This is a genomic window from Streptomyces sp. NPDC055962 (genome assembly GCF_042270185.1).
In the GTDB taxonomy this organism is placed as follows: domain Bacteria; phylum Actinomycetota; class Actinomycetes; order Streptomycetales; family Streptomycetaceae; genus Streptomyces.
In genome coordinates, this window is sequence record NZ_JBHJYN010000004.1 from 221,291 (window position 1) to 245,295 (window position 24,005).

At 72.5% G+C, this 24,005-nt stretch carries 24 protein-coding genes; 12 read left to right on the forward strand and 12 right to left on the reverse strand.

Translation table 11 applies throughout. From position 1 onward, the window contains the following. Positions 1–131 precede the first annotated feature (131 nt). Together ACFC51_RS14635 and ACFC51_RS14640 are read right to left on the reverse strand one after the other, a co-directional pair. Positions 132–1,691 (reverse strand): N-acetylmuramoyl-L-alanine amidase, encoded by a 1,560-nt coding sequence (locus ACFC51_RS14635; RefSeq protein WP_376528872.1) that lies wholly within the window; start codon positions 1,689–1,691, stop codon positions 132–134. Between the two features lie 87 nt (positions 1,692–1,778). After that, a complete protein-coding gene (locus ACFC51_RS14640) occupies positions 1,779–2,519 on the reverse strand; it encodes a D-Ala-D-Ala carboxypeptidase family metallohydrolase (protein ID WP_376528875.1) in 741 nt (246 codons plus the stop codon). A 153-nt stretch (positions 2,520–2,672) separates the two neighbouring features. On the opposite strand from ACFC51_RS14640, the gene ACFC51_RS14645 reads away from it, so the two are divergent. Beyond that, on the forward strand, positions 2,673–3,707 hold the full coding sequence (locus ACFC51_RS14645; RefSeq protein ID WP_376376407.1) for an ArsR/SmtB family transcription factor: 1,035 nt from the start codon (positions 2,673–2,675) through the stop codon (positions 3,705–3,707). Between the two features lie 56 nt (positions 3,708–3,763). On the opposite strand, the gene ACFC51_RS14650 is transcribed toward ACFC51_RS14645, so the two are convergent. The 3 genes from ACFC51_RS14650 to ACFC51_RS14660 form a co-directional block, all read right to left on the reverse strand. Next, positions 3,764–5,113 carry an MFS transporter gene (locus ACFC51_RS14650; RefSeq protein ID WP_376376395.1) on the reverse strand — a complete coding sequence of 450 codons (1,350 nt, stop codon included), beginning with the start codon at positions 5,111–5,113 and terminating at the stop codon, positions 3,764–3,766. 100 nt (positions 5,114–5,213) lie between these two features. Continuing rightward, positions 5,214–6,977 (reverse strand): sulfatase-like hydrolase/transferase, encoded by a 1,764-nt coding sequence (locus ACFC51_RS14655; RefSeq protein ID WP_376528877.1) that lies wholly within the window; start codon positions 6,975–6,977, stop codon positions 5,214–5,216. Beyond that, positions 6,974–7,543, reverse strand: coding sequence for a PadR family transcriptional regulator (locus ACFC51_RS14660; protein ID WP_376528880.1), 570 nt, complete (start codon positions 7,541–7,543; stop codon positions 6,974–6,976). The genes ACFC51_RS14655 and ACFC51_RS14660 overlap by 4 nt, the downstream gene beginning before the upstream one ends. 67 nt (positions 7,544–7,610) lie before the next feature. Between ACFC51_RS14660 and ACFC51_RS14665 the strand changes: the two genes are divergently transcribed. After that, the gene (locus ACFC51_RS14665) at positions 7,611–8,540 is read left to right on the forward strand and encodes a formylglycine-generating enzyme family protein (RefSeq protein WP_376376405.1); all 930 of its coding nucleotides are present in this window, start codon (positions 7,611–7,613) and stop codon (positions 8,538–8,540) included. A 35-nt stretch (positions 8,541–8,575) separates the two neighbouring features. Here ACFC51_RS14665 and ACFC51_RS14670 read toward each other — a convergent pair whose 3' ends face one another. Further along, the gene (locus ACFC51_RS14670) at positions 8,576–10,867 is read right to left on the reverse strand and encodes a glycoside hydrolase family 3 C-terminal domain-containing protein (RefSeq protein ID WP_376528883.1); all 2,292 of its coding nucleotides are present in this window, start codon (positions 10,865–10,867) and stop codon (positions 8,576–8,578) included. Positions 10,868–11,094: 227 nt separating this feature from the next. Between ACFC51_RS14670 and ACFC51_RS14675 the strand changes: the two genes are divergently transcribed. Together ACFC51_RS14675 and ACFC51_RS14680 are read left to right on the forward strand one after the other, a co-directional pair. After that, complete coding sequence (locus ACFC51_RS14675; RefSeq protein WP_376528885.1) at positions 11,095–11,673, forward strand: TetR/AcrR family transcriptional regulator; 579 nt, start codon at positions 11,095–11,097, stop codon at positions 11,671–11,673. A gap of 171 nt (positions 11,674–11,844) precedes the next feature. Beyond that, on the forward strand, positions 11,845–12,174 hold the full coding sequence (locus tag ACFC51_RS14680) for a putative quinol monooxygenase (protein ID WP_376376385.1): 330 nt from the start codon (positions 11,845–11,847) through the stop codon (positions 12,172–12,174). A gap of 61 nt (positions 12,175–12,235) precedes the next feature. On the opposite strand, the gene ACFC51_RS14685 is transcribed toward ACFC51_RS14680, so the two are convergent. Further along, positions 12,236–13,072 carry an aldo/keto reductase gene (locus ACFC51_RS14685; RefSeq protein ID WP_376528888.1) on the reverse strand — a complete coding sequence of 279 codons (837 nt, stop codon included), beginning with the start codon at positions 13,070–13,072 and terminating at the stop codon, positions 12,236–12,238. 226 nt (positions 13,073–13,298) lie between these two features. Between ACFC51_RS14685 and ACFC51_RS14690 the strand changes: the two genes are divergently transcribed. Next, on the forward strand, positions 13,299–13,919 hold the full coding sequence (locus tag ACFC51_RS14690) for a dihydrofolate reductase family protein (protein WP_376528891.1): 621 nt from the start codon (positions 13,299–13,301) through the stop codon (positions 13,917–13,919). 16 nt (positions 13,920–13,935) lie between these two features. On the opposite strand, the gene ACFC51_RS14695 is transcribed toward ACFC51_RS14690, so the two are convergent. The 3 genes from ACFC51_RS14695 to ACFC51_RS14705 form a co-directional block, all read right to left on the reverse strand. Continuing rightward, complete coding sequence (locus ACFC51_RS14695) at positions 13,936–14,571, reverse strand: TIGR03086 family metal-binding protein (RefSeq protein WP_376528894.1); 636 nt, start codon at positions 14,569–14,571, stop codon at positions 13,936–13,938. After that, positions 14,562–15,020 (reverse strand): hypothetical protein, encoded by a 459-nt coding sequence (locus ACFC51_RS14700; protein WP_376528896.1) that lies wholly within the window; start codon positions 15,018–15,020, stop codon positions 14,562–14,564. The genes ACFC51_RS14695 and ACFC51_RS14700 overlap by 10 nt, the downstream gene beginning before the upstream one ends. 92 nt (positions 15,021–15,112) lie before the next feature. Next, positions 15,113–15,757 carry a TetR/AcrR family transcriptional regulator gene (locus ACFC51_RS14705; protein ID WP_376376375.1) on the reverse strand — a complete coding sequence of 215 codons (645 nt, stop codon included), beginning with the start codon at positions 15,755–15,757 and terminating at the stop codon, positions 15,113–15,115. Positions 15,758–15,980: 223 nt separating this feature from the next. On the opposite strand from ACFC51_RS14705, the gene ACFC51_RS14710 reads away from it, so the two are divergent. After that, complete coding sequence (locus ACFC51_RS14710) at positions 15,981–16,901, forward strand: DMT family transporter (RefSeq protein ID WP_376529232.1); 921 nt, start codon at positions 15,981–15,983, stop codon at positions 16,899–16,901. Here the strand turns inward: ACFC51_RS14710 and ACFC51_RS14715 are convergent. Continuing rightward, positions 16,891–17,094 carry a hypothetical protein gene (locus ACFC51_RS14715; RefSeq protein ID WP_376376374.1) on the reverse strand — a complete coding sequence of 68 codons (204 nt, stop codon included), beginning with the start codon at positions 17,092–17,094 and terminating at the stop codon, positions 16,891–16,893. The genes ACFC51_RS14710 and ACFC51_RS14715 overlap by 11 nt on opposite strands. A 145-nt stretch (positions 17,095–17,239) precedes the next feature. Between ACFC51_RS14715 and ACFC51_RS14720 the strand changes: the two genes are divergently transcribed. Genes ACFC51_RS14720 through ACFC51_RS14740 form a run of 5 tightly spaced genes read left to right on the forward strand, consistent with a single transcriptional unit; the run spans position 17,240 to position 22,029 of the window. Beyond that, positions 17,240–18,457: a sensor histidine kinase gene (locus ACFC51_RS14720; protein WP_376528898.1), complete on the forward strand. Its 1,218-nt coding sequence runs from the start codon at positions 17,240–17,242 to the stop codon at positions 18,455–18,457. Continuing rightward, positions 18,454–19,182: a response regulator gene (locus ACFC51_RS14725; RefSeq protein ID WP_376376370.1), complete on the forward strand. Its 729-nt coding sequence runs from the start codon at positions 18,454–18,456 to the stop codon at positions 19,180–19,182. The genes ACFC51_RS14720 and ACFC51_RS14725 overlap by 4 nt, the downstream gene beginning before the upstream one ends. A 35-nt stretch (positions 19,183–19,217) precedes the next feature. After that, positions 19,218–20,387 (forward strand): cytochrome P450, encoded by a 1,170-nt coding sequence (locus ACFC51_RS14730; protein ID WP_376528901.1) that lies wholly within the window; start codon positions 19,218–19,220, stop codon positions 20,385–20,387. A 14-nt stretch (positions 20,388–20,401) separates the two neighbouring features. Further along, the gene (locus ACFC51_RS14735) at positions 20,402–20,821 is read left to right on the forward strand and encodes a PaaI family thioesterase (protein WP_376528903.1); all 420 of its coding nucleotides are present in this window, start codon (positions 20,402–20,404) and stop codon (positions 20,819–20,821) included. Between the two features lie 11 nt (positions 20,822–20,832). Beyond that, entirely contained in the window at positions 20,833–22,029 is a 1,197-nt protein-coding gene (locus ACFC51_RS14740; protein ID WP_376528906.1) for a cytochrome P450, read from the forward strand. A 6-nt stretch (positions 22,030–22,035) separates the two neighbouring features. On the opposite strand, the gene ACFC51_RS14745 is transcribed toward ACFC51_RS14740, so the two are convergent. Further along, entirely contained in the window at positions 22,036–23,040 is a 1,005-nt protein-coding gene (locus tag ACFC51_RS14745) for a Gfo/Idh/MocA family oxidoreductase (protein WP_376376362.1), read from the reverse strand. A gap of 93 nt (positions 23,041–23,133) precedes the next feature. On the opposite strand from ACFC51_RS14745, the gene ACFC51_RS14750 reads away from it, so the two are divergent. Next, positions 23,134–23,895, forward strand: coding sequence for a GntR family transcriptional regulator (locus ACFC51_RS14750; RefSeq protein WP_376376360.1), 762 nt, complete (start codon positions 23,134–23,136; stop codon positions 23,893–23,895). Positions 23,896–24,005: the final 110 nt, after the last annotated feature.

Genomic DNA, 24,005 nt, shown 5'->3' on the forward strand with positions numbered 1-24,005 from the left:
CGGCGTCTCACCTGGGCCGTTTCCGTCGGATCATCTGATCGTTGGTTGATGTGTGTCGTTGACTGACGCCCCGTGCGCGACCGCACGGGAGCGGCGGGACGGCCTTCGGGCCGTCCCGCCGCTCCCGTCGTTCAGCGTCCGGCCTGCAGAGCCGCCCACGTCGCGGGGCCCACCGCGCCGTCGACGGTCAGCGAGCGACCGCTCTGGTAGTCCCGTACCGCCTGCTGCGTCCCCGATCCGAACGTACCGTCCGCGGAGACGGTGCGTCCCAGGGCGGCGGTGAGGGCCCTCTGGAGACGCTGGACCGCCGAGCCCGTGCTGCCCTGGCTGAGTGCGGGCGTGGTGCCCGCGGAGAGGAGTGCGGTCCAGGTACGGGCGCCCACGACCCCGTCCGCACCGAGGCCCTTGGCCTGCTGGAAGGAGGTGACGGCCGCGGTGGTCCTCGAACCGAAGCTGCCGTCGACCGTGCCCACGTCGAACTTCTGCGCGTTGAGGAGCGACTGCGCCGCCGACACCTGGGCGCCCGACGAACCCGCGCGCAGGGTGTCGTAGGACGGGAAGGTCAACTGGACCCCGCCGCCTCCCGTGCTGCCGCCCACCAGCTGCATGTAGTACGTCCAGTTCCAGTTCGGCCCCGGATCGGTGTGGTCGTTGTTCGGTACCTCGGAGTGGCCGACGATGTGGGCGCGGTCCTTGGGGATGCCGTACCGGTTGCACAGGTAGGCGGTGAGTGCGGCGGAGGAGCGGTACATCGCGTCGGTGAACCAGCTCGGGTTGTCGACGTACCCCTCGTGCTCGATGCCGATGCCCGACGCGTTGCCCGAACGAGCGTGCCAGGCCGTGTCCTTGTCGCGGACCGTCTGGGTGATCTGACCGTCCGAGGAGCGCACCACGTAGTGGGCGCTGACCTGGGCCGAGGGGTTCTGGAACCAGCTGATCGACCCGGCGTACGAGCCCTGGGTGACGTGCACCACGATCTTGCTGATGGCGGCGGTGCGGCCCACCGCGTAGTTGGCGGTACTGGCGGGGACCCACAGGGCCGACGGGTAGTCCGGGCTCTGCGCCGACGCCACGGAGGCGCTCGCGTACCGGCCGCGCTCGGGTGCGACGGCCCGTGCGCGGACGGTCAGTTCCTCGCCGTCCGGGGTGCGGGCCGTGACGCCCTCGGCCAGGAAGGTGTAGACCGTGTCGGCGTAGAGGCGCGCGCCGGAGGGATCCGCCATGCCGCCGTACCGGGCCACCAGCGGGTACCAGGCGTCGGCGTCGCGCCGCTCGGCCGGGCCGAAACCGGCCTCGTCGGCGTACGAGCGGAGCACTGCCGCTCCGCCGCGGATGTTCGCCGCCGTGTCCTCGCGCAGGCTGGAGGGCGCCTCGCCGGTCAGCCGGGACGCCAGCTCCAGGGTGTGCCGGTCGGGGTTGCTCACGAGGTGCATCACCCCGTAGCCGCCGGCCTGGCTCGGCAGGCCCGCGTGGTCGTCGAGGTGGGTCTCCCCGTAGCCCAGGGCGATGAGGAGGTCGCGCGGTACGCCGAACTCCGCGGCCGCACCGGTGAAGGCGCGGCCGACGGGGTCCTGGCCCGCGGTGCGCGGCGCTGCGCCGGCGGGCTGCACCGCGGTGACCAGGACGGCCAGGGTGCCCAGGACGGAGAGTGCTGCGCGGCGCAGGGGGGTGCGCGGCGGTCTGCGATGCATCGGAGTGCCTCCGGAGGAAGAGTGGCTTCGGGCGCGCGGTGGCCGAGCGCCCGGCTGTGAGCGGTCCTGCCGTCGTTCCGCCGCGTCTCAGATCGTGCCGCTCTCCCACCACCAGGCCCGGCCGAGGTCGGCTCGGCTGTCCACGTGCTGGTGATCGACGGTGTACCGCTCCAGACCGGAGAATCCGCAGGTCTCCGCCTTCTGGTACACGGTGCGGTTGCTGACGCCGGGCACGTCGAGGTCGGCCGCCGTGCCGTAGAGGTGCATGCTGTCGCTCGCGCCGCCGATCTCGGCGTTGTGCGCGATGCTGCGGAAGCCCGAGTTGACGGTGATGGCCGTGTTCCCGAGCTTCTTGCGCAGGGCCTCCAGCTTGTACATGGCGCGGCGGGCGTTCTCCCGGGTGGCGGCCGCGCTCAGCTTGCCGCCGTTGAAGGTGCCGCTCGAACGGTCCGTGAACTCACTCCAGTTGAAGTGGGCCGTCGAACCGTCCGACTGCTCCAGGGCGTTGAGCTGGGCCTGGGTGGCGGGACCGGCGCTGCCGTCCACGGAGAGGCCGTAGGCCGCCTGGAATCTGCGTACCGCCGCGGCGGTCCCCGCGCCGAAGGCACCGTCGACGCTCACCCGGGAGTGCGACGCCGAGTCCGCCGCCCACCCCGCGATCCGTATCTGGAGCTCCGTCACATCGGCGCCGCTGGCCCCCTGGTTCATGGTGCGCGGCCAGCTGTAGGCGTGTGCGGTGCCCGACAGGAGCAGCGGGCCCGCGAAGGCACCCGCGGTCACGGCGAAGGTTCCGCGCAGGATCGTGCGGCGGTTCGGGGAAGAGGTCATCGGGGCTCCTCGGGACGTGGGGGCGTGGGGCCGGAGCGGCGCGTGCTGTCGCCGGTACCGGTGCGACGAGGCAGTTCATGCTCCGGCCTGCGCCCCTGGCTGTCATGCTCATTCGAAGGAGTTGAAATGACGCAGGTGGAAAGGGTGACGGCAGTGCTTCGCTTCCACTTCACCGCTGAGGACCTGGCCAGGACCCGGGTCGCCGCCGCACCGCATCCGCTGTGGGAGATCGCTTCCAGCCTGCACCGCTTCCAGACCCCCCTGGGCCGTGGGGCGTACGCGCACTGGTACCAGCCAGCCCTTGAGCGGCTCCGGGAGGCGGGACTCGAGGGCGTGGTGCGACGGGTGCTGTTCCCTCTCTATCCGCGCGCTTCCTACTTCCCCGACTTCCTCACCCCGCTGGAGGGCGCGGCAGGGCTGGAAGCGGGGCTCGACGCCATCCTGGCCACCCCGCCGGACCAGGTCGCGGCGCAACTCGCGTCCCTCGCACGGGTCGTACGGGTACCCGCCCGGCTGGGGCGGCTGACGGAGCAGAAGGGACGCAGAGAGCTGGTGGACATCCTGCGCGCCTATCACCGGACCGTCATCGCACCCCACGAGGAGTGGGTCCGCGAGAGCCTGCACACCGAGCGGCTGCGGCTGGCCCGCCACCTGCTCGACGGGGGTACCCAGGGCCTGCTCGAAGAGCTCGGCCCGACCGTCCGGTGGAAGCACCCGCGGCTGGAGGTCAGCGCGTACCCGACCGATCACGACATCCGGCTGGAGGGCCGCGGGCTGCTGCTCATCCCGTCGTACTTCTGCTGGAAGGGGCCGATCTCCCTCGCGGATCCGGAGCTGCCCCCGGTCCTCATCTACTCCCTGCGCCACGAGGTCCCCACCGGACCGGCGAGGGCCGCGGCCGAGAGCGCCGGCTCCCCGTCCCTGCAAGGGCTGCTGGGCCGGGCCCGTGCGGCGGTCCTGCAGGCCGCGGCCGCCGGGGCGACCACGACGGAGGCCGCGCGGCGGGCCGGAGTCTCCCCGGCGACCGCGACGCATCACACCACGGCCCTGCGCGACGCAGGGCTCATCACCAGCCACCGCCACGGCAACACCGTGATCCACACGCTGACGGTGCTGGGGGCGACGATGCTGACCCGGAACCCGGCGAACCCCCTCCAGGGGTCGTCGTCGGGGCACGGCCCGGGGTGAGAGCAGACCCCGGCCCGGCCGCGCTCCTTCCCGCCGCCCGCACGGGTTCCCGCCGCCTACACGGGTGACGTACGGCCCAGTGCTTCCTCGCGCCGCGCGGACAGTTCGCGCTGGACGCGGGCGACGTCGTCGGCGTACGGGCGGTAGAGCAGGGTCAGGAAGGCGCCGTTGACCAGCATGAGGATCACCAGGACCCACAGGAAGACCGTGCGGAGCCCCACCGCGTCACCCAGGAAGCCCGCCCCCAGACCGAAGGCCGCCCATGCGATCGCCTCGAAGACGGAGACGTACAGGGCGAAGGCGGCCCCGCGCAGTTCGGGCGGGGTGATGGCCATGACCATGGGCCGGTTGACACTGGGGTTGACCCCTTGCGCGGCGCCGATCAGCGCGAAGAACACGCAGAACACCGCGATGTTCCCGTAGTCGAACTGCGTGCCCAGGAAGGCGAAGAGGGCGAAGGCGAACTGCGCCGCCTGGAGGATCGCGACCAGTCCACGGCGTGGGCTGCGGCGGGCGACCCGGTCGGCGGCGAACCCGCCCAGGAGAGTGCCCAGGAAGTAGCCGACACCGAACGGCAGCAGGACGATAGCGGCCTTCTGCGTGCTGAACCCGTAGACGTCCACCAGGTAGACCACACCGAAGGTGCCCACCAGGAGATGTCCGGAGAGCAGGCGGGACACGAGGAGGATGACGAAGCTGCGGATGCCGAGGAGCGAGAGGACCTTGGCCCGGGTGAGCTTCGCGTGCCTGTCGAGGGTTTCGCGGTCGAGGCCGGCGAGCTGCTCCTCCGCGGCCCCCCGCCCCGGGTCGCGGAACCAGATCCAGAGGCAGAGGCCGAGGGCGATGTTGAAGGCGCCCACGCCCCACAGGCCCCAGCGCCATCCCTCGTCCACGCCCGCCAGCTGTCCCTTGAGCGGTCCGATCAACGCACTGACCAGGGATATCGCCCCGTAGACCACGCCGACGGCGCGGCCGCGGGAGGATCCTGCGAAGAGGTCTCCGATGAGTTCGGAGACGATGGGATGGGCAGCGGCGTACCCGGCGGCGAGGATCGTGTAGAGCACCAGGAGCTGCGTGAAGTTCTGGGAGAAGCCGGCGGCCACGCCCCACACCCCCCACAGACCGGTGGCCAGGACGAGCACGCTCTTGCGGGACCAGCGCTGGGCGGCCCACACCCAGAAGGGCCCGGTGAACGCGCCGACCACCTTTCCTGCGGCGGTCAGGATCCCCAGCGCTCCGAGCGAGACCCCGAGCGACTGCCTGATGAGGGGGAAGAGGCTGCTGACCAGACTCGCCTCGGTGCTGTCGACCAGCATGGTGCCGCCGAGGAGGGTGAGTTGTCGTCCGCGGCCCGGGACGTGCGACACGGATCCGGACATGACGGGGCCCTGACTAAGCTGGGGCATTGTGCCGTCTCTTTTCTCTGCGGTAGGTCTGCGGGCGGGAGAGGCTGTACGCCGGTGACGGGGCTGCATCCCCGTCACCGGCCCTGAGGGCCGTGCGGTCTCAGAGCCCGGCGAGCTCCTCGGCGACCAGACGGAGGGACGCCTGGGGGAACAGGGGCCCCGCCATCGCGGCCACGTCGATGAGCGGTGTGGCGTCGAGCAGCTGGAGCAGCTCGGAGTCGACGACACCCGGCAGGCGCCTGCGCAGCACCTCGACGGCGGCCGGATCGGCGATCAGGGCCTTGAGCGGGCTGCGCAGCGACAGGCGACCCGCGGGGTAGTCCTCGGCTCGGGGCAGGGGCTGCGCGGCGCGCTCCGCCCGGTCGCGCTGGGCGCGGACCAGGAGGTGTTCCGCCGTCACCGGCCCCTCGGCCGGGAGCCCCAGGCGTTCGTACTGGCCGACCGGTGCGTCGTTGGCCCTCATCAGCTCCACCATCAGCCCGGCCATGCGCAGTTCGGCCTCGTCGTCGACCAGGGGGGCCCGCTGCTCGGGGTCGTTCTCCAGGTCGAAGAGGAGCGTGCCGTGGTGGTACGGGTTGAACAGGGTGCGGCCCGGGACGCGGAGCGTACGGATGCCCTTGGTGAAGGCGAACGGCTCGGCGAGCTCCAGGTCCGCGAGCTCGGCGGGGGAGAAGCGGCCCCGCATGTGCGTGGGCATCAGCGTGTGTTCGTGCAGCGGTGCGTTACCGGGATCGACGGGTGCCCGCATGTAGACGTGGCGGCCGTCCGTGACGTTGACATGACCACCGTGCATGCCGAAGAGGCCCGCCTCGCGCACCGGGGTGTCCTCGGCGATCGGCAGCGGCCGGCCCTGCATGTCACCGGGCCGCTCCACCCCGAAGAACTCCAGGAGGGTGGGGGCGAGGTCGACCGTCTGGACCAGCGCCTCGTGCCGGGTGCCCGCATTCGCCGCACGGGGGTCCCACGCGAAGAGCGGCAGGTGGACGAGCTCGTTGAACCAGGGCTGGACGCTCTTGCCCCACCAGCCCTTCTCACCCAGCAGCAGACCGTGGTCGGTGCACACGACCAGGAGCGTGTCGTCCCACAGGTCCAGCTCGTCCATGGTGTCGAGCACGCGTCCCAGCGAGTGGTCGCACATCGACAGGAGGGCCGCGTACTCCATCCTGCCGTGCTCCACCTCCTCGGGCGCTTCGACGACCCTCTTGTAGTCGGGCCAGTCGAAGTGCGGACCCTCGTAGTCGTGGGGGTACAGGTCCTTGTAGCGCTGGTGGCTGAAGAACGGCTCGTGCGGGTCGAACGTCTCGATCTGTACGAACCACCGGTCGGCATCCCGGTTGGTGTGGATGAACTCGATCCCCGCGTCGAAGGTGAGCGTCTGCGGGTGCCGGTCCTCCGTCGCCATGTGCGGGCGGTTGACCCAGTCCTGGCGGTACGTGCCGAACCGCATGCGCTTGAGGTCCTCGGGCGTCTCCGGTTCGGCGACCTGGCCCTTCCACGGGTCGCCCTCCTGCCCGCGGAAGAACTCCCAGGTGGTGTACCGGCCGTGGTAGGTCGCCCCGCCGTCCTCCCAGTAGTGGGGATGGTCGCTGGCGAGGTGCGTGTGGACGCCGTTCTGCTTGAGGAGTTCCGGCATGGAGTCGTCGAACGGCTCCAGGGGACCCCAGCTGCGGTGGAGGAAGTTGTGCCGCCCGGTGTGGATCTCCCGGCGCGCCGGCATGCAGGGCATCGACCCGGCGTACGCGTTGTCGAAGGTCACCGCCCGTCCGGCGAGGCGGGCGAAGTTCGGGGCGTGTGTCCAGTCACCCCCGTACGGCGGCAGCATGTGCCGGTTGAGGCTGTCGAACATCACCATGATCGCTTTCATCGGACGGGCTCTCCCTCGGTCAGTCGGTGCAGGGTCTGCTCGAGCCAGGCGACCCAGCGGTCCATCGCCGCGGCGCCGAGCTCGTGGAGCGCCGTGTGGACCTGCCGGTCCGTCTCCTGGTCGAGACCCGGGACCGGGTCCTCGTAGCGCAGGGTGCGGTCACGGCCGCGGTTGCGGGCGATCTGGGCGCGGCGGTGGTCGAGCTCGGTCCTGACGAGCTCGACGGCCGCTTCGTGGTCCAGCGGTGCGGCGGTGCTGAACCTCGCCAGGAAGTCGATCTCCTGGAAGCGGCTCGGAGGCTCGTAGGGGGAGCGGACCCACTCCAGGAGAGCGGTGTGTCCTTCCGCGGTCAGCCGGTACACCTTGGCGTCCGGCCGCCCCTCCCGCTCGTCGACCTCGTGCCGCACCCATCCGTCGGCCTCCATCTGGCCGAGCTTGCGGTAGATCTGGCTGTGGTGGGCGCGGGCCCACAGGAACTGCCCTTCGACTTCAAGCCATTTGCGCAGGTCGTAGCCGCTGTGCGGGCGCCGCGCCAGAAGAGCCAGCAGGACGTATTCGAACTTCACGGATGCGGACTCCTATGTGCAACTTCACCTATGTGCACATTCATATAATCGCGCCATGGAGACGTCAATGGCTTGCTGCGCATCGGTATCCCGAGCCCCCTTTTCCGCGGCCCCGCTCCCGGACCCGGCGCCCGAGCCGCCCGTGCATGACGACGTGCGACTGCCCGGCGGTGAGTTCCGGATGGGGGACGCCTTCGGGGAGGGGTATCCGGCGGACGGCGAACAGCCCGTGCACACGGTGCGCGTGAGGCCGTTCGCCGTCGACGCGACGGCCGTCACCGTGGCGATGTTCGGCCTATTCGTCGCGGCGACCGGGTACGCGACCGTCGCCGAGCGGACGGGCCACTCGGCGGTCTTCCGCCTGGCGGTCGCGGCCGGACGCGCGGACGTCGTGGGCGCCGACCCGGTCGCGCCGTGGTGGCTGGACGTCCGGGGGGCGGACTGGCGCCACCCCTACGGCCCCCTGTCCACGGCGGAGCAGGACCACCCGGTCGTGCACGTGGCCTGGGACGACGCGGTGGCCTACTGCGCCTGGGCGGGCCGTCGCCTGCCCACCGAGGCCGAGTGGGAGTACGCGGCGCGCGGCGGCCTCGAAGGCCGCCGCTTCGCGTGGGGGGACGAGCTCACCCCCGGCGGGCGGTGGGTGTGCAACATCTGGCAGGGGGTCTTCCCGCACACCAACACCGGCGACGACGGCTGGCTGGGGACCGCACCCGTGCGTACGTACCCGCCGAACGGCCACGGCCTCCACGAAGTCGCCGGAAACGTCTGGGAGTGGTGCGCGGACTGGTTCGCCCCCGACTACTACGCGCGCTCGCCCGCCGCCGATCCCGAGGGCCCCGGCAGCGGGGAGCGGCGCGTCGTGCGCGGTGGTTCGTACCTGTGCCACCACTCGTACTGCCACCGCTACCGGGTGGCCGCCCGCTCGGCGAGCACGCCGGCCTCCAGCAGTGGCAACTGCGGCTTCCGGACGGTCGCCCGGGACTCCGCCGCCTGACCCCCGGGCGGGCGGCGGGCTCCCGGGTGCGAGGGCTATCCCCGCGCCGCCCGGCGGACCTTCTCCACCAGGTCCCGGACGTCGTCCGGGCCGACGGGGGCGATCGGCAGTCCGGCGAGCTGACCGAGCCGCAGACCGGCCAGCATCCGGTGCCAGGGGCTGTCCTCCTGGGGGAGGCCACCCGGCACGGACCCCTGGACGCTCCCGAGGAGTTCGGCGAGCGCGGGCCCGCCGACCGGATGCGCGAACCACTCGGCGAGGGTCGATTCGGCCCCCGGTTCGGGAGCGAACGGATCGCCCTCGACCGCGACCGTGGCGGTGAGCCTGATGTCCCGGCTGGAGGCGCCGACGTCGAACCGGTGGTCGAGACCCTCGACGAGCCAGGCGTCGGCCGCCGTGTCGAAGTGGGCGAGGTCGGAGCGGGCGACGCGCACCGTGGTGGGCCTGCTCTCGCCGGGCTCCAGACGTACGGTCGCGAAGCCCCGCAGCTCCCTCACCGGCCGTGTGACACGTGAGCCGGGTGCGGACGTGTAGACCTGTACGACCTCGTGGCCGGCGCGCTCCCCGGTGTTGGTGACGGTGACGGTGACGTCGAAGCCCGTGGCGTCGCAGGACACCCGCAGGTCCGCGTAGGCGAAGGAGGTGTACGACAGGCCGTGGCCGAAGGGGAAGGAGACCTCCGCCTCCCGGGCGTCGTAGGAGCGGTAGCCGACGAACAGGCCCTCGCCGTAGGCGGCGTGACCGTTCTCGCCGGGCCATCCGAGATGGGCCGGGGTGTCGGCGAGGCGCAGCGGGATCGTCTCCGCCAGGCGCCCCGACGGGTTGGCCCGCCCGAACAGCAGGTCCGCAGTGGCCGAGCCGCCCGCCTGGCCGGGCAGCCAGCCCTCAAGGACGGCCGGCACCCGGTCGATCCAGCCGGACAGCCGTACCACGCCGCCGTTGGCGAGCACCACGATCGTGCGGGGGTTCACCGCGGTGACAGCTTCGAGCAACTCGGTCTGTGCAGAGGGGAGTTCCAGATGATCTCGGTCGAATCCCTCGGACTCGTAGCTCGGCGGGAGGCCGAGGAAGAGCACGGTCACGTCGGCCGCCGCGGCGACGCGCACCGCCTCTTCGCGCAACGCGGCCACGTCGCCGTCCGGTGTGTCCACGGGGAAGCCGGCCGCGAAGCTCACCTGTGCGGCGGGCGCCGAGCGGGTGATGGCGCCCAGGGCGTCGTCGAGGCGCGTCGGGGTCACGCGTGAACTGCCTTCGCCCTGGTAGCGGGGTGTGCGCGCGAACTCCCCGACGACGGCGATGTGCTGGGCCGCCGCCGGGTCCAGGGGAAGGACGTTTCCCTCGTTCCTCAGCAGGACGGCGCCTCGGGCGGCGACCTCGCGGGCCAGCTCGTGATGGGTGTCCGGGTCGTAGGCGGCGCCGGGGCGTACGTGCGCGGCGGCCTTGCGGGCGAGCTCCACGATGCGGACGGCGCTGCGGTCCACGTCCTCCTCGTCGAGCTCGCCGGTCCCCACGGCCGCCACCACCCGGGCGGGGCCGGTGCCCGACGAGGACGGCATCTCCAGATCCAGCCCGGCGGCGAGCGCCGCCGCGCGGTCGAGCACGGCGCCCCAGTCGGAGACGACGAGGCCCTCGTACCCCCACTCGTCCCGTAGCACGTCGGTCAGCAGCCACGGGTTCTGCGAGGCGTGGACCCCGTTGACCCGGTTGTAGGCGCACATGACGGTCCACGGTCCGGCCTCGGTGACCACTCGTCGGAAGGCCGGCAGATAGATCTCGCGCAGGGTTCGCGCGTCGATGTCGGCGCTGACCGTCATGCGGCCGGTCTCCTGGTTGTTCGCGGCGAAGTGCTTCACCGAGGCGCCGACCCCCTGCGCCTGCAGCCCCCTGACCCAGGCCGCGCCGAGGACCCCGCTGAGGAGGGGGTCCTCGGAGAAGTACTCGAAGTTGCGCCCGCACAGGGGACTGCGCTTGATGTTGATTCCGGGGCCGAGCAGCACGTGCACCCCGTGGGCGAGGCACTCGCGGGCCAGCGCGTCGCCGACCCGGCCCGTCAGCTCGTCGTCCCAGGTGCACGCCAGGGTCACGGCGGGAGGGAAGCAGGTCGCGGGGGCGCTGCCGTTGATGCCCAGGTGGTCACCGTCGGCGCCGTCCTGGAGCCGCAGCCCGTGCGGGCCGTCGGAGAGCCGGACCGCGGGGATCCCGGCCTCCGGGCGCGCGGTCGTGTGCCACCAGCCGGCGCCGGTCGTGAGTGCGGCCTTCTCTTCGAGACCGAGCCGGGCGACCGTCTCCTGGGCTGATGCTTCGTTCGCGTGGGCCAAGTCGGTCATGCCATCTCCTCGGGTCGTGCGGGACGGGGGTGCGGGTGCGGGTGACCGGTGCGCCGGCCGGGCGAGGCCGTCGGGCGCACGGAACCGGCCAGGGTGCGCCGTGTGGGCGACCTGCGGTTGCCGAGAAACAGTACGGTGTACTGTTTTTTGCGGCAAGGGTCGTCACGCTGCCGCGAGCTGCCGTGACGGGCCCGTCCCGCCGGTGCCGTCGCCACTACAGTGGCCGCGTGAGAGACCGAAACCTGTATCCGAAGGGGGCCGCCAAGCGGGACGAGATCCTCGGGGTGACCCTTGAGATCTTCGGCCGGGAGGGGGAACGGGCGACCACCCTGCGGAGGGTCGCCGGGGAGAGCGGCATCAGCCTGACCGGCCTGATGCACTACTTCGCCTCCAAGGACGACCTGCTGACCGAGGTTCTGCGCGCGGGCGACGAGGCGGCGGAGGCGCGCTACCGTTCCCCTGGAGCGGAGTCCGACCCCGGGGAGTTCCTGGCCCGGGCCCTGACGGCGAACGCGGCGAACCTCCCCCGCATCCGCCTCTACGTCACTCTTGCCGCGGCCTCGATCGACCCCGCCCATCCGGCCCACGCGTACTTCCGGAAGCGCTTCGCACTCCTCCGCGACGGCATCGCCGAACACGTCGTGACGGAGCAGGGTGAAGGGCGCGCTGCGCCCGGACTCGACCCGCGATTCGCCGCCTCGGCGCTGATCGCGGCGTCCGACGGCATCCAGCTCCAGTGGCTCAGCGACCCCTCCATCGACATGGCGGCGCACGTCCGCCGCGTCTGGCGGGCCCTTCTTGCCTGAGCCGGAAGCCGGGCCCGTGGGTGCGCGGCGGCGCACGGCGCCACGGTGTGTGGTGCGACGCGCCGGCCCGGCTCCCGCCCGCCCCGGCCCACGGGCGGTGTGCCGGTTCGGGCCCGGCCCGTGGCGATATGGGACGCTGGGCGGCACGTCGCCGTCCGACCAGGAGTCAGCATGATCTTCATCGCCGTCAAGTTCACCGTGCGTACCGCCGAGCGGGACAACTGGCTCCCGGCTGTGGAGGACTTCACCCTGGCCACCCGCCAGGAGCCGGGCAACCTCTTCTTCGACTGGTCCTACAGCGTCGAGAACCCCGACCAGTTCGTCCTGCTCGAGGCGTTCGCCTCGCAGGAGGCGGGCGTGGCGCACGTGAACTCCGACCACTTCAAGGCGGCGATCGACACCATGTCGGAGCTCGTCAGTGAGGTCCCGGAGATCATCAACGTCGAGGTTCCCGGGGACGACTGGTCACGGATGTCGGAGGTCACCCCCCGCAACCGGTGACCGCCGTCCCGGCCGGTCCCCGGTAACGGGGGTGGCCGGGTGAGGCCCGGCCTCCCCGGCGTCAGAACTCCTCGTGCGTGGCAGGGTCCCCGCCGAAGCGCTGGGACGGCCGGGCCCCGATCCGGTCCAGCTCCTGCCGGGTCAGTTCGAAGCCGAACAGGTCGAGATTCTCCCGCTGCCGCCGGGGGTCGGCCGACTTGGGGATCGGCACCGCGCCCAGCTGGGTGTGCCACCGCAGCACCACCTGGCCCGGCGTCACCCCGTGGGCCTCTGCGGCGGCGATCACCTCCGGGGCCTCGAGTACCTGGCGCCCCCGTGCGAGCGGGCTCCAGCTCTCCGTGACGATGCCCTTGGCGGTGTGCACGGCCCGCAGCTCCTCCTGCGGGAGCAGCGGATGCATCTCGATCTGGTTCACCACGGGCAGCACACCCGTCTCCCGCTCCAGCCTGTCCAGGTGCTCCGCCGTGAAGTTGGAGACGCCGATGGAGCGCACGAGGCCGTCCTCGCGGAGCTTGATCATCGCCTTCCACGTGTCCACGTACTTGTCCACCCGGGGCAGCGGCCAGTGGATGAGGTACAGGTCCACGTAGTCCAGCCCCAGATTGCTCCGGGACTCCTCGAATGAGGCCAGCGTCTCCTCGTAGCCGTGGTGCCGGCCGGGCACCTTGGTCGTGACGAAGAGTTCCTGGCGGGGCACCCCGGAGCGGGCGATCCCGCGCCCCGTCCCCGTCTCGTTCCGGTAGTTCAACGCGGTGTCCACGAGCCGGTAGCCGTTCTCCAGCGCGCCGGCGACGGCCTTCTCGGCCTCCGCGTCGTCGAGCGGCCAGGTGCCGAGGCCCACCGCGGGGATGGTGCTGCCGTCGTGGAGGTTGCGGACCGGGGGCGGTGTCTGACTCATGGTCTCCCATTTCGTTCGCGTTCCGTCCCCGCCAGCGTAGGACGGGCCTTTGGGCGCGGCGCGCGGCGTACCACCCGGCGGAGTGCGCCTCCGGTCCCTGACCGCCGTGCCGGGAGGCGGCGGGACTCGCCGGGCGTTGCGCCGGATTCACGCCGACAGTGGTTCAGGACAGGTGGAGGCGCACACACGGCCGCACCCCACGGCGGCGGGACGAAGGAGCAGGACCATGGCGAAGCTGACCCTCACCACGTTCGTGTCCCTCGACGGAGTGATGCAGGCGCCAGGGGGCCCCGACGAGGACACCACCGGGGGGTTCGCGTACGGCGGCTGGCTGGCGCCCTTCGCGGACGAGGACATGGGGGCCTTCATGAACGAGGTCTTCGACCGGTCGGGGGCCTATCTCCTCGGACGGCGTACGTATGACATCTTCTCGTCCTACTGGCCCCAGGTCACCGATCCGCTCGATCCGATCGCCTCCCGCCTCAACACGCTGCCCAAGCACGTCGTCTCCACCACCCTGACCGACCCGGAATGGGAGAACACCACCGTGGTCCCCGGAGACGTACCCGCCGGGGTCGCACGGCTGAAGGAGGAGACGGCGGAGGGTGAGCTGCAGATCCACGGCAGTGGAGTACTCGCGCAGAGCCTCATGCCGCACGGCCTGATCGACGAGGTCAACCTGCTCGTCCACCCCGTCTACCTGGGCAGCGGCAGGCGGCTCTTCCCGGAGGGAGGACAGCCGACCGCCTTCGAGCTGACCGACCTGCGGACCACCGGCAGCGGCATCGCCATCCACACCTACCGCCCCGCCGGGCGCGCGCGGTTCGGGACCGTGGGCGAGGTGTGAGGGGAGCGGCTCCCGCTCACCGCTTCCCGGGCGGTGTCCAGTCGGGGCTGCGGCCCAGGGCGGCCAGGATCAGGGGCATGGTGCCGGGGCCGTCGGGGCGGGTCCCCGTGTCCGGGCGGAGGGCAGGACGGAACGCGGCGCCCGGCGCACGCCGTACGTCGCCCTCCGGTACGGCGCGGGCGATCGGCAGGGCTTCACGGAGCACGCGCTCCGGCAGGCGGACGGGGAGCCCGAGCGTGGCGGCGACGTCCCAGGCGTGCACCACGTAGTCGATGAAGTGGAAGCCGACGGCCCTGAGGGCGGGCACCGGCCGTGCGCTGATCTCCGGCAGGGCGAAGGGGCGTCCGGGCAGCCCCGGATCGGCGAAGGCGTCCAGGACGGCCGTCGCGGCCGTCCGGTAGGCCGCGGCCGGATCGTCCCCGAGGTCCGGGGTCCGCCAGGCTGCGGCGGCCGCTCCTCCTCCCCGTGAGGCCGCCGCGAACCCGTGGTGCTGTGCGGCCATGTGCGCCACCAGTTCACGCAGGGTCCACCGGTCGCACGGGGTCGGGCGCAGCCAGTCGCCGGGGCGGGCCTCGTCCACGACGCGGACGGACTCCAGGACGGCGGTGCGGTCGAGCAGGACGATGTCCGCGGGTGTCCCGGTCAGTTCCACGGGACGCCCCCGGTCAGGATCCGCTCCGCGTCCGCCCGGAGAGGCGCGAGTGCGGGGCCGGCGGCCTGCGGGAAGCCGGCACGGGGGGCGCCGAGCGCCGTCTCGCGCAGGGCCGACCGCATCGTTCCGCGCCCCCGGAACGCCCGCACGATGCGCAGATGGTCGGGTCGCGCGACGAACCGCATCAGGGAAGCCTCGTCGGTCCGTACGGTGACCGACCCCGACCGGTCCGGGCGGGGGCCGGGGTCCCTCCACAGTCGGATGGCGACCGCTCCGGGCGTCCGCGGCCGGCTGCGCCGGAGCCGCATGCCCTCGAAGGCGACGGCGGGCGTGCCCCAGGGGCGGTGCGTGCTGTATTCGGTGATGCTGACGACGACGGACGATCCGGGGCCCGTGCCGCGCGCCGCCGGACCGCTCTTCCAGGACGTCTTCCAGATGCCGGAGGGCATGACCGGCTCCTTCGTCGAAGGGGGGGCCGGACCGGTGCCGCGGCCTCCCGCCGACCATATAACTATACGAACGGTCGTGCGTGCAATTGCGGTCAGGGTGTCTCCGGCAGCAGGGAGGGGTCCGTGGCGGCGGCGTGCAGCCGCCCCAGGATGGCCCGCGCGGCCTTCGTGTAGCCGGGGTTGTTGTTGTGCAGCACCGATTCCGCGTTCGCCAGTTCCATGAACGCGATGAGTTCGAAGGCCAGTTGGGAGACGTCGGTGTCCGCGGCCAGTTCGCCCCGGATCCTGGCCTCCTCGAGGGTCTCCTCCACGAAGGTGACCCAGCCCGTCTGGGTGGAGGCCAGGGCGTCGTGCACCTTGCCCTCCCTGGAGTCGAACTCGGCGATCGTCGCGTAGAAGAAGCAACCGCCGCTGAACACCCGGCGCCGGGAGTAGGAGAGCCAGCTCTCGCACATCCGCCAGACCCGGCCGAGGCCCGGCGGGGCCGCCCGGGTCGGTGTCAGCACGTGGTCCACGAAGACGGTCACCGCGGCGCGCACGGTGGCGAGCTGCAGTTCCTCCTTGGACCCGAAGAGGGCGAAGACGCCGCTCTTGCTCAGCTTCAGCTCCGTGGCGAGCCGGCCGAGCGAGAGGCCTTCGAGACCTTCGGTCGAGGCGACGTGGACCGCGCGCCCCAGCACCAGCTGCCTGGTCTGGTTCCCCCGCTCGACCCGTCCGTCCAGCCGCGCTCCACCCATGTGCCAACTCCGTGTGTCCGAGCGTCCCAAGACCGACATTCTAGGAGGAGGCGGCACCGCCGGGAGACCGCTCCGGCCGGTGACGACCCCTGCGAACAGGTGGACGGATCACCCTGCGGACAGAAGTTCCCGAGGGGGCCGCCCGTTCGGTACGGTGTGCGCTCCCCTGTGTGAGCCGGCGAGGTCTCCACACGTTCCTCCCGTGGAGAACCAGGAGAACCAGGTGTCCTCTGCCGCACTGACCGCTCTCGCCCCGTCCCGGCGCGCGTGGGTCACCGACCTGCCGCTCCTGCTCGTCGCCGCCGTCTGGGGAGCCAGCTACCTCGCGGCCAAGGGCATCACCACGACGCACACCGTGATCGCCGTCCTCGTGCTGCGCTTCGTGCTCGTGCTGCCCGCCCTGGCCGTCGCCGGCCGGCGCGGGCTGCGGGCGCTGAGCGGCGCGCAGTGGCGGGGCGCGGGCGTGCTGGGGCTGGTGCTCAGCGGGATCTTCCTGCTCGAGACGTACGGCGTCGTGCACACGTCGGCGACCAACGCGGGGCTCATCATCAGCCTCACGATGATCTTCACGCCGCTGGCCGAGGCGGCCGTGACCCGGGTCCGGCCGCCTGCGTCCTTCCTCGCGGCGGCGGGCCTCTCGGTCACCGGTGTGGTGCTGCTGACCCAGGGCGGCGGCTTCACCAGCCCCTCCGCGGGCGATCTCCTGATGCTGCTCGCGGCCCTCGCCCGTACGGTCCACGTCCTCGCGATGGCCCGCATCGAAGCGGTCCAGGACGCCGACTCGCTCTCCCTGACCACCGTGCAGCTCGGCAGCGCGGTCGCCGTCTTCGCCCTGCTCGCCGCCGTCCCCGGGACCGGTCCGGCGCCCTGGACGGTGGCGGCGGACTTCGGCGCCGCGGAGTGGGCGGGGCTGCTCTTCCTGTCCGTCTTCTGCACGCTGTTCGCGTTCTTCGTGCAGATGTGGTCGGTCCGCCGCACCTCGCCGTCCCGTGTCAGCCTGCTGCTCGGTACCGAGCCGCTCTGGGCGGCAGCCGTCGGCATCGCGATCGGGGGCGAACGCCTCGGATGGCCGGGACTGCTGGGGGCGGTGCTCGTGCTCACGGGCACCGCGTGGGGGCGCCGCCGGGCCGACGTCACGTCCTGAGGGAGTCCGACGCGATCATCATCGCGCCGCCCGTCACCACCAGCACGATGCTGACGAAGAGTCCGTAGCCCTCCAGGAATCCGAGCCGCGCCACCACCGCCCACAGCCGGAACCAGCCAGTCCACTCGTACAGCAGCCCGGCGACGCCCTGCACACACACGAGGAATCCGGCCGTCTCCACGAATGTCTTCATGGTCCGAGCCTGGGCCGGGGCGCACCCTGTCCGCGTCGGCCACCGGTCTGCGTGACCGCGACGGAAGTATCGGATCGTGCGACTTCGGTATCTCCCCGGGGCACGAACGCGCGTCGGCGTCCGCCGACTGCGTAGCTTTGTCGACATGACCCGTACGGAATACCCCTGGCTGCTGCCCTCGGCGCTGGGCGACCACGAGAAGCCCGGCCGCCCGGGCAGGCCGCGCCGGACCGTGCGGGACTGGGGCGTCGACATCACGCTCTTCCTCTGCGCCGCGGGGGTCGGGATGCTCGCCGCCTCCGCGATCGACGCCGACCACACCACCCCCGACGGCGTCGTCCTGGTCGACTGCCTGCTCGGGGCGGCCGCGTGCTGCGCCCTCTGGGTGCGGCGCCGGTGGCCGGTGGCCGTCGCCTCGGCCCTCACGGTGCTGTGCGTCGTGGAGCCCGTCGCGGCCGGAGCGATGCTGATCGCGCTGTTCAGCCTGGCGGTCCACCGTCCTTTCAAGCCCGTGGCCGTCGTCGGCGCGGGCGCCCTCGCCGCGGCGCCCGTCCAGCCCCTGCTGCGCCCCGACCCGTCCACCTCCTTCATCGTGTCCACCGTCATCGGTGTCCTGCTGGTCCTGCTGGTGCTCAGCTGGGGCATGGCCGTACGGTCGCGACGGCAGCTGGTCGTCACCCTGCGCGAGCGCGCGCTCCGGGCCGAGGCCGAGGCCGCGCTCCGGGCCGAGCAGGCCCAGCGGCTGGCGCGGGAGGCCATCGCCCGGGAGATGCACGACGTCCTCGCCCACCGGCTGACCCTGCTCAGCGTCCACGCGGGCGCGCTCGAATTCCGTCCCGACGCGCCTCCGGCCGAGGTCGGCAGGGCCGCCGGAGTCATCCGCGACAGCGCCCACGAGGCGCTGCAGGACCTCCGCGAGATCATCGGCGTACTGCGTGCCCCGGGCGACAGCGACGAGGGCAACAGGCCGCAGCCCACCCTGGCCACCCTGGACGCCCTGATCGACGAGTCCCGCTCGGCCGGCATGGAGGTCACCCTGGACAACGCGGTCGCCGACCCGGGCCGCGCGCCCGCCGCCACCGGGCGGACGGTCTACCGCATCGCCCAGGAAGCGCTGACCAACGCCCGCAAGCACGCACCCGGAGCCCCCGTCGGCGTCACCGTGGCGGGCGGGCCCGGCGACGGGCTGACCATCGAGGTCGGCAACCCGGCGCCCGCCGAGCCCTTCGAACCGGTCCCGGGGTCCGGCCAGGGACTCATCGGCCTCACCGAGCGGGCAAACCTGGCCGGCGGCAGTCTGGAGCACGGGCCGCGCACCGACGGCGGATTCACCGTCCGGGCCCGGCTACCGTGGCCGGCATGACCACTCCCACCTCCCCGGAGCCGCCGCCGGTCCGGCTGGCCGTCGTCGACGACGACCCGCTCGTACGGGCCGGTCTGACCCTGATGCTCGGCGGTGCCGACGGCATCGACCTCGTCGGGGAGGGCGCCGACGGCACCGAGGTCGCCGCCCTCGTCGCCCGCGCCCGCCCCGACGTCGTGCTCATGGACATCCGGATGCCCGGCATGGACGGGCTGACCGCGACCGAGGAGCTGCGCCGACGGCCCGGCGCACCCGAGGTCATCGTCCTGACCACGTTCCACGCCGACGAGCAGGTGCTGCGTGCCATCCGCGCAGGGGCGGCGGGTTTCGTGCTCAAGGACACCCCGCCCGCCCAGATCGTCGAGGCCGTCCTGCGCGTCGCGGCCGGTGAACCCGTGCTCTCGCCCGCCGTCACCCGCAGGCTCATGGCCCGCGCGGCGGGGGAGCCCGCGGACGACCGCCGCTCCCGCGAGACACGCGCCCGGCAGCGGTTCGCCGAGCTGGGGGAGCGCGAGCAGGCGGTGGCCGCCGGTGTCGGGCAGGGCGGATCCAACGCGGAGATCGCTGCGGCGCTCCATCTGAGCGTGGCCACCGTCAAGACCCACGTGTCCCGGATCCTCGCTCGCCTCGGGCTCAACAACCGAGTCCAGATCGCCCTGTTGGTGCACGACGCCGGTCTCCTCCGCGAGGACGAGGACGGGGCGGGAGACGGCCGCCTACGCTGAACCCGGACCGATCGGACCGGAAGAGGGGCGGGACCATGTCGGTGGTCGATCTGCGGGGGACGGACTTCTCGGCCGATCCGTATCCGTACTACGCGAAGCTGCGGGCCGAGGGGCCGGTGCACCCGGTCCGTACCGACGACCTGGAGCGGGTCTGGATGATCGTCGGTTACGAGGAGGCCCGCGCGGCCCTCGCCGACCAGCGGTTCAGCAAGGACTGGCGGACGACGGAGACCCTGACCGCGTCGGACAATCCGATCAACGCCAACATGCTGGAGCTGGACCCTCCGCACCACACCCGTCTGCGGAAGCTCGTCGCACGTGAGTTCACCGCGCGGCGGATCGAGGCCCTGCGCCCGCGCGTCGAACAGATCACCGCGGAGCTCCTCGACGCGATGGTGCCCGCCGGGAGGGCCGACCTGATCGACGCGTTCGCCTTCCCGCTGCCGATGACCGTGATCTGCGAGCTCATCGGCGTGCCCGACATCGACCGGGACGCCTTCCGCCGGATGTCCAACGCCATCGTCACACCGGACTCGGCCGAGAAGGAGACGGCGGCGGTCCACGCGATGGGCGCCTACCTCGACGAGCTGATCGAGGACAAGCGCTGCTCCCCGGGCGAGGACCTGCTGAGCGCCCTGATCCGGGCGCGCGCGGAGGACGGCGACAGCCTGTCCCGCGACGAACTGACCGGCATGGCCTTCCTCCTCCTCGTGGCCGGCCACGAGACGACCGTGAACCTGATCGCCAACGGGGTGCGCGCGCTCCTCGACCACCCCGGGCAACTCGCCCTGCTCCGCGCCCGGCCGGAGCTGATCGACGGCGCGGTCGAGGAGATGCTCCGGTACGACGGGCCCGTCTCCACCGCGACCTTCCGCTTCACCCGGGAGCCCGTCGCGATCGGCTCCGCCGTCATCCCCCGGGGCGAGGCCGTGCTCGTCGCACTCGGCTCCGGCGACCGGGACGCCGGACGCTATCCGGATCCGGACACCTTCGACATCACGCGCCAGGCCCAGGGGCATCTGGCCTTCGGGCACGGCATCCACTTCTGCCTGGGCGCCCCGCTGGCCCGTATGGAGGGCCGCATCGCCGTCCAGGCGCTCCTGGAGCGGTGCCCCCGCCTCGAACGGGACCCGGACGGAGGCGAACCGGACTGGCTGCCCGGGCTGCTGCTCCGGGGGGTCCGCCGGCTGCCTGTGCGCTGGTGAGGTGGGACGGCCCCATGACCGGACTTCTGCTCGGCGCAGCGCAGCAGGTCCTCGACAGCCAGCCGTTCTGCGGGCTCGTCGGGGCGCGGATCACGGAGTTCGGGGACGGCGCGGCCGTCCTCGAGATCGACGTACGTGAGGAGCTCACCCAGCAGAACGGCTTCCTGCACGGCGGCGTCCTGTCCTACGCGGCCGACAACGCGCTCACCTTCGCGGCCGGGACGACCCTCGGGCCCGCCGTGCTGACCGGCGGCTTCTCCATCCAGTACATCCGGCCGGCCGCCGGCCGCACCCTGACGGCACGCGCTGAGGTGGTCCACACCGGCCGGCGGCAGGCCGTGGCGCGCTGCGACCTGTACATCGTGGACGACGAGGGGGCCGAGACGCTGTGCGCGGTGGCCCAGGGGACCGTCCTGTCCGCCCGACCCACCTGAAGGGACCCACGTTGACCACGGATGCCCCGCTCGACCTCGGCGCACTCGGTGACGACTTCATCCGCGACCCGTATCCCGTCTACGCGCGGCTGCGCGCCCGCGGGCCGGTCCACCGCGTCCGCATCCCGGAGGGCGCGCAGGCATGGCTCGTCGTCGGGTACGACGCGGGGCGGGCGCTCCTCGCCGACCAGCGGCTCTCCAAGGAGTGGCGCAGGGCGTCGCCCTCGCTGGGCGTCGGCAAGGTCTCGGCGGGGACGTCCATGCTCAGCAGCGACGCCCCGGCCCACACCCGGCTGCGCAGACTCGTGGCGCGGGAGTTCACCCCGCGCCGTATGGAGGGGCTAGCCCCGCGTGTCCAGGAGATGACGGACGGCCTCCTCGATTCCATGACCGGCGGGCCGGACCGGAGCGCCGACCTGGTCGAGGCGCTGTCGTTCCCGTTGCCGATGGCCGTCATCTGCGAGCTGCTGGGGGTGCCGGCGCTGGACCGTGAGGCCTTCCGCACCTGGTCCGGCACCGCCCTGTCGTCCCTGGACGCAGGGGCGCGCGGCCGGGCCACCGCCGCGATGACCGGGTACCTGACCGGTCTGCTGGACGAGAAGCGCGCGGCGCCCGGGGACGATCTGATCAGTGCGCTGATCCACACGTCGGACGACGACGGGGACCAGCTCTCCGCCGACGAACTCCTGGGCATGGCCTGGCTGCTGCTCGTCGCCGGGCACGAGACCACGGTCAACCTCATCTCCAACGGAGTCCTGAGCCTGCTCACCCACCCGGACCAACTGGCGCTTCTGCGGTCCGACTTCGGTCTCATCGGCAACGCCGTCGAGGAGACGCTCCGCTACGAGGGCCCCGTCGAGACCCCCACGTACCGCTTCACCACCGAGCCCCTCGACGTCTCGGGCACGGTGATCCCCGGCGGCGGCGAGCTCGTCCTGATCGCGATGGCCGACTGCGACCGCGACCCCGCCCGCTTCCCCGGCGCCGACCGGTTCGACCTCACGCGCGACGCCCGCGGGCACGTCGCCTTCGGCCACGGCATCCACTACTGCCTGGGCGCCCCGCTGGCCCGCATCGAGGCGCGCATCGCCATCCGGACGCTCCTGGAGCGCTGCCCGGAGCTGCGGCTCGACACGGATCCGGCCCGGCTTCCCTGGCGTACAGGCATGCTGCTCCGGGGTCCGCAGAGCCTGCCGGTGGCCTGGTAGCGGACTTCAGGCCTCGGGGATCTCCGTCATCCGCACCGGGCGGCGCTCCGCGCGCGACAGTTCGCACGCCTCGGCGATGCGCAGCGCGTGCAGCGCCTCCCGGCCGTCGCACGGGTTCTCCTGCTCGCCGCGTACGACGCCGAGGAACGCGTCCAGTTCGGCCTCGTACGCCGGCGCGAACCGCTCCAGGAAGCCGGGCCACGGCTTGGCCGGCGGGGGCGGGCCCTGCGGCTCGGTGGAGGTGAGCGGTGTGCGGTCGTCGAGGCCGACCGCGATCTGGTCCCGCTCGCCCGCGAGTTCCATCCGTACGTCGTAACCGGCCCCGTTGCACCGGGTGGCCGTGGCCGTGGCGAGCGTGCCGTCGTCCAGGGTCAGCAGCGCCGCCGCGGTGCCGACGTCGCCCGCTTCCCGGAACATCGCCGGGCCGGTGTCCGACCCGGCGGCGTACACCTCTGCCACCTCACGGCCCGTCACCCAGCGCATGATGTCGAAGTCGTGCACCAGGCAGTCCCTGAACAGGCCCCCGGAGAGCGGCAGATACGCGGCGGGCGGGGGAGCGGGGTCGGACGTCGCCGCCCGTACGGTGTGCAGCCTGCCCAGAGCTCCGCTCCGCACGGCGGTGCGCGCGGCGGCGTACCCCGCGTCGAACCGCCGCATGAAGCCGAGCTGGAGCGCGCTGCCCGCCTGCTCGACCTCGTGGAGGGCGCCCAGCGTCCCGGCCAGGTCCAGTGCGATCGGCTTCTCGCAGAAGGCGGGGAGGCCGGCCCGTGCCGCCCGTCCGATGAGTTCCGCGTGTGCCGAGGTGGCCGACGTGATCACCACGGCGTCCACCCCCGCGCCGAGGACCTCCTGGGCGGACGCGACCGCGGTGGCTCCCGTCCGTGCCGCGGTCCGTGCGGCGCGAGCGGGGTCCATGTCCGTCACGACGAGGGAGGCGACCTCCGGGTGCCGTGCCAGGACGCCCGCGTGGAAGGAACCGATCCGGCCCGTGCCGATGAGTCCGATGCGCATGGACCCAACGTGCCGCCCCCCAGGCGCACTGTCAACTATATGTCCTGACAAATCGAAGGGTGCGACGCGGCCGTACGGGGTACGCTCCGTGCCGTGCCCAAAGCCGCCGCCGACTCCGCCGCCCTGGGGCTGGGCGTGGACCGCACCAGTCCTGTCCCGCTCTACCACCAGCTGGCCCAGCAGCTGGAGGCGGCCGTCGAGCAGGGGCTGCTCGCACCGGGCAGCCTCCTCGGCAACGAGCTGGAGCTCGCCGCGCGGCTCGGGCTCTCCCGGCCCACCGTCCGCCAGGCCATCCAGTCGCTCGTCGACAAGGGGCTGATGGTGCGCCGGCGCGGCGTCGGTACGCAGGTCGTGCACAGCCGCATCCGGCGCCCCCTCGAACTGAGCAGCCTCTACGACGACCTGGAGACGGCCGGCCGGAAGCCGGCGACCCGCGTCCTGCGCAACACGGTCGAGCCGGCCACGCCGGAGGTCGCCGCGGCGCTCGGGGTGGAGGAGGGGAGTGAGGTGCATCTCGTCGAACGGGTGCGGTACGCGCACGACGAGCCCATGGCCCTCCTGCGCAACCACCTGCCGCTGCGGCTGGTCGACCTGTCCACCGAGCGGCTGGAGTCGACCGGCCTCTACCGGATGATGCGCGCCTCGGGGATCACCCTGCACAGCGCCCGGCAGTCCGTGGGCGCCAGGGCCGCCACCGCGGAGGAGGGCGAACTGCTCGCGGAGCCCGCGGGGGCACCGCTGCTGACCATGGAGCGCGCCACCTTCGACGACGGCGGCCGGGCGGTCGAATTCGGTTCGCACGTCTACCGCGCCTCGCGCTACGCCTTCGAGTTCCAGCTGCTCGTCCGGCCGTGACCTCCGTGACCTCCGCCTCTCCGGTAAGAATGGTCGGACGCAAACATTGACGTGGCCATGCAAGGTCACTAGAACGACGGAAGGGCGCGCCCCGCGCCCCTGCCGGGCCG

What these genes read in the sequence shown, in the direction of transcription:
- ACFC51_RS14635 (WP_376528872.1), bottom strand. Translation starts at nt 1,691, where the DNA reads ATGCATCGCAGACCGCCGCGCACCCCCCTGCGCCGCGCAGCACTCTCC.
- ACFC51_RS14640 (WP_376528875.1), bottom strand. Translation starts at nt 2,519, where the DNA reads ATGACCTCTTCCCCGAACCGCCGCACGATCCTGCGCGGAACCTTCGCC.
- ACFC51_RS14650 (WP_376376395.1), bottom strand. Translation starts at nt 5,113, where the DNA reads ATGCCCCAGCTTAGTCAGGGCCCCGTCATGTCCGGATCCGTGTCGCAC.
- ACFC51_RS14655 (WP_376528877.1), bottom strand. Translation starts at nt 6,977, where the DNA reads ATGAAAGCGATCATGGTGATGTTCGACAGCCTCAACCGGCACATGCTG.
- ACFC51_RS14665 (WP_376376405.1), top strand. Translation starts at nt 7,611, where the DNA reads ATGGCTTGCTGCGCATCGGTATCCCGAGCCCCCTTTTCCGCGGCCCCG.
- ACFC51_RS14670 (WP_376528883.1), bottom strand. Translation starts at nt 10,867, where the DNA reads ATGACCGACTTGGCCCACGCGAACGAAGCATCAGCCCAGGAGACGGTC.
- ACFC51_RS14680 (WP_376376385.1), top strand. Translation starts at nt 11,845, where the DNA reads ATGATCTTCATCGCCGTCAAGTTCACCGTGCGTACCGCCGAGCGGGAC.
- ACFC51_RS14685 (WP_376528888.1), bottom strand. Translation starts at nt 13,072, where the DNA reads ATGAGTCAGACACCGCCCCCGGTCCGCAACCTCCACGACGGCAGCACC.
- ACFC51_RS14690 (WP_376528891.1), top strand. Translation starts at nt 13,299, where the DNA reads ATGGCGAAGCTGACCCTCACCACGTTCGTGTCCCTCGACGGAGTGATG.
- ACFC51_RS14700 (WP_376528896.1), bottom strand. Translation starts at nt 15,020, where the DNA reads ATGCCCTCCGGCATCTGGAAGACGTCCTGGAAGAGCGGTCCGGCGGCG.
- ACFC51_RS14705 (WP_376376375.1), bottom strand. Translation starts at nt 15,757, where the DNA reads ATGGGTGGAGCGCGGCTGGACGGACGGGTCGAGCGGGGGAACCAGACC.
- ACFC51_RS14715 (WP_376376374.1), bottom strand. Translation starts at nt 17,094, where the DNA reads ATGAAGACATTCGTGGAGACGGCCGGATTCCTCGTGTGTGTGCAGGGC.
- ACFC51_RS14720 (WP_376528898.1), top strand. Translation starts at nt 17,240, where the DNA reads ATGACCCGTACGGAATACCCCTGGCTGCTGCCCTCGGCGCTGGGCGAC.
- ACFC51_RS14725 (WP_376376370.1), top strand. Translation starts at nt 18,454, where the DNA reads ATGACCACTCCCACCTCCCCGGAGCCGCCGCCGGTCCGGCTGGCCGTC.
- ACFC51_RS14730 (WP_376528901.1), top strand. Translation starts at nt 19,218, where the DNA reads ATGTCGGTGGTCGATCTGCGGGGGACGGACTTCTCGGCCGATCCGTAT.
- ACFC51_RS14735 (WP_376528903.1), top strand. Translation starts at nt 20,402, where the DNA reads ATGACCGGACTTCTGCTCGGCGCAGCGCAGCAGGTCCTCGACAGCCAG.
- ACFC51_RS14745 (WP_376376362.1), bottom strand. Translation starts at nt 23,040, where the DNA reads ATGCGCATCGGACTCATCGGCACGGGCCGGATCGGTTCCTTCCACGCG.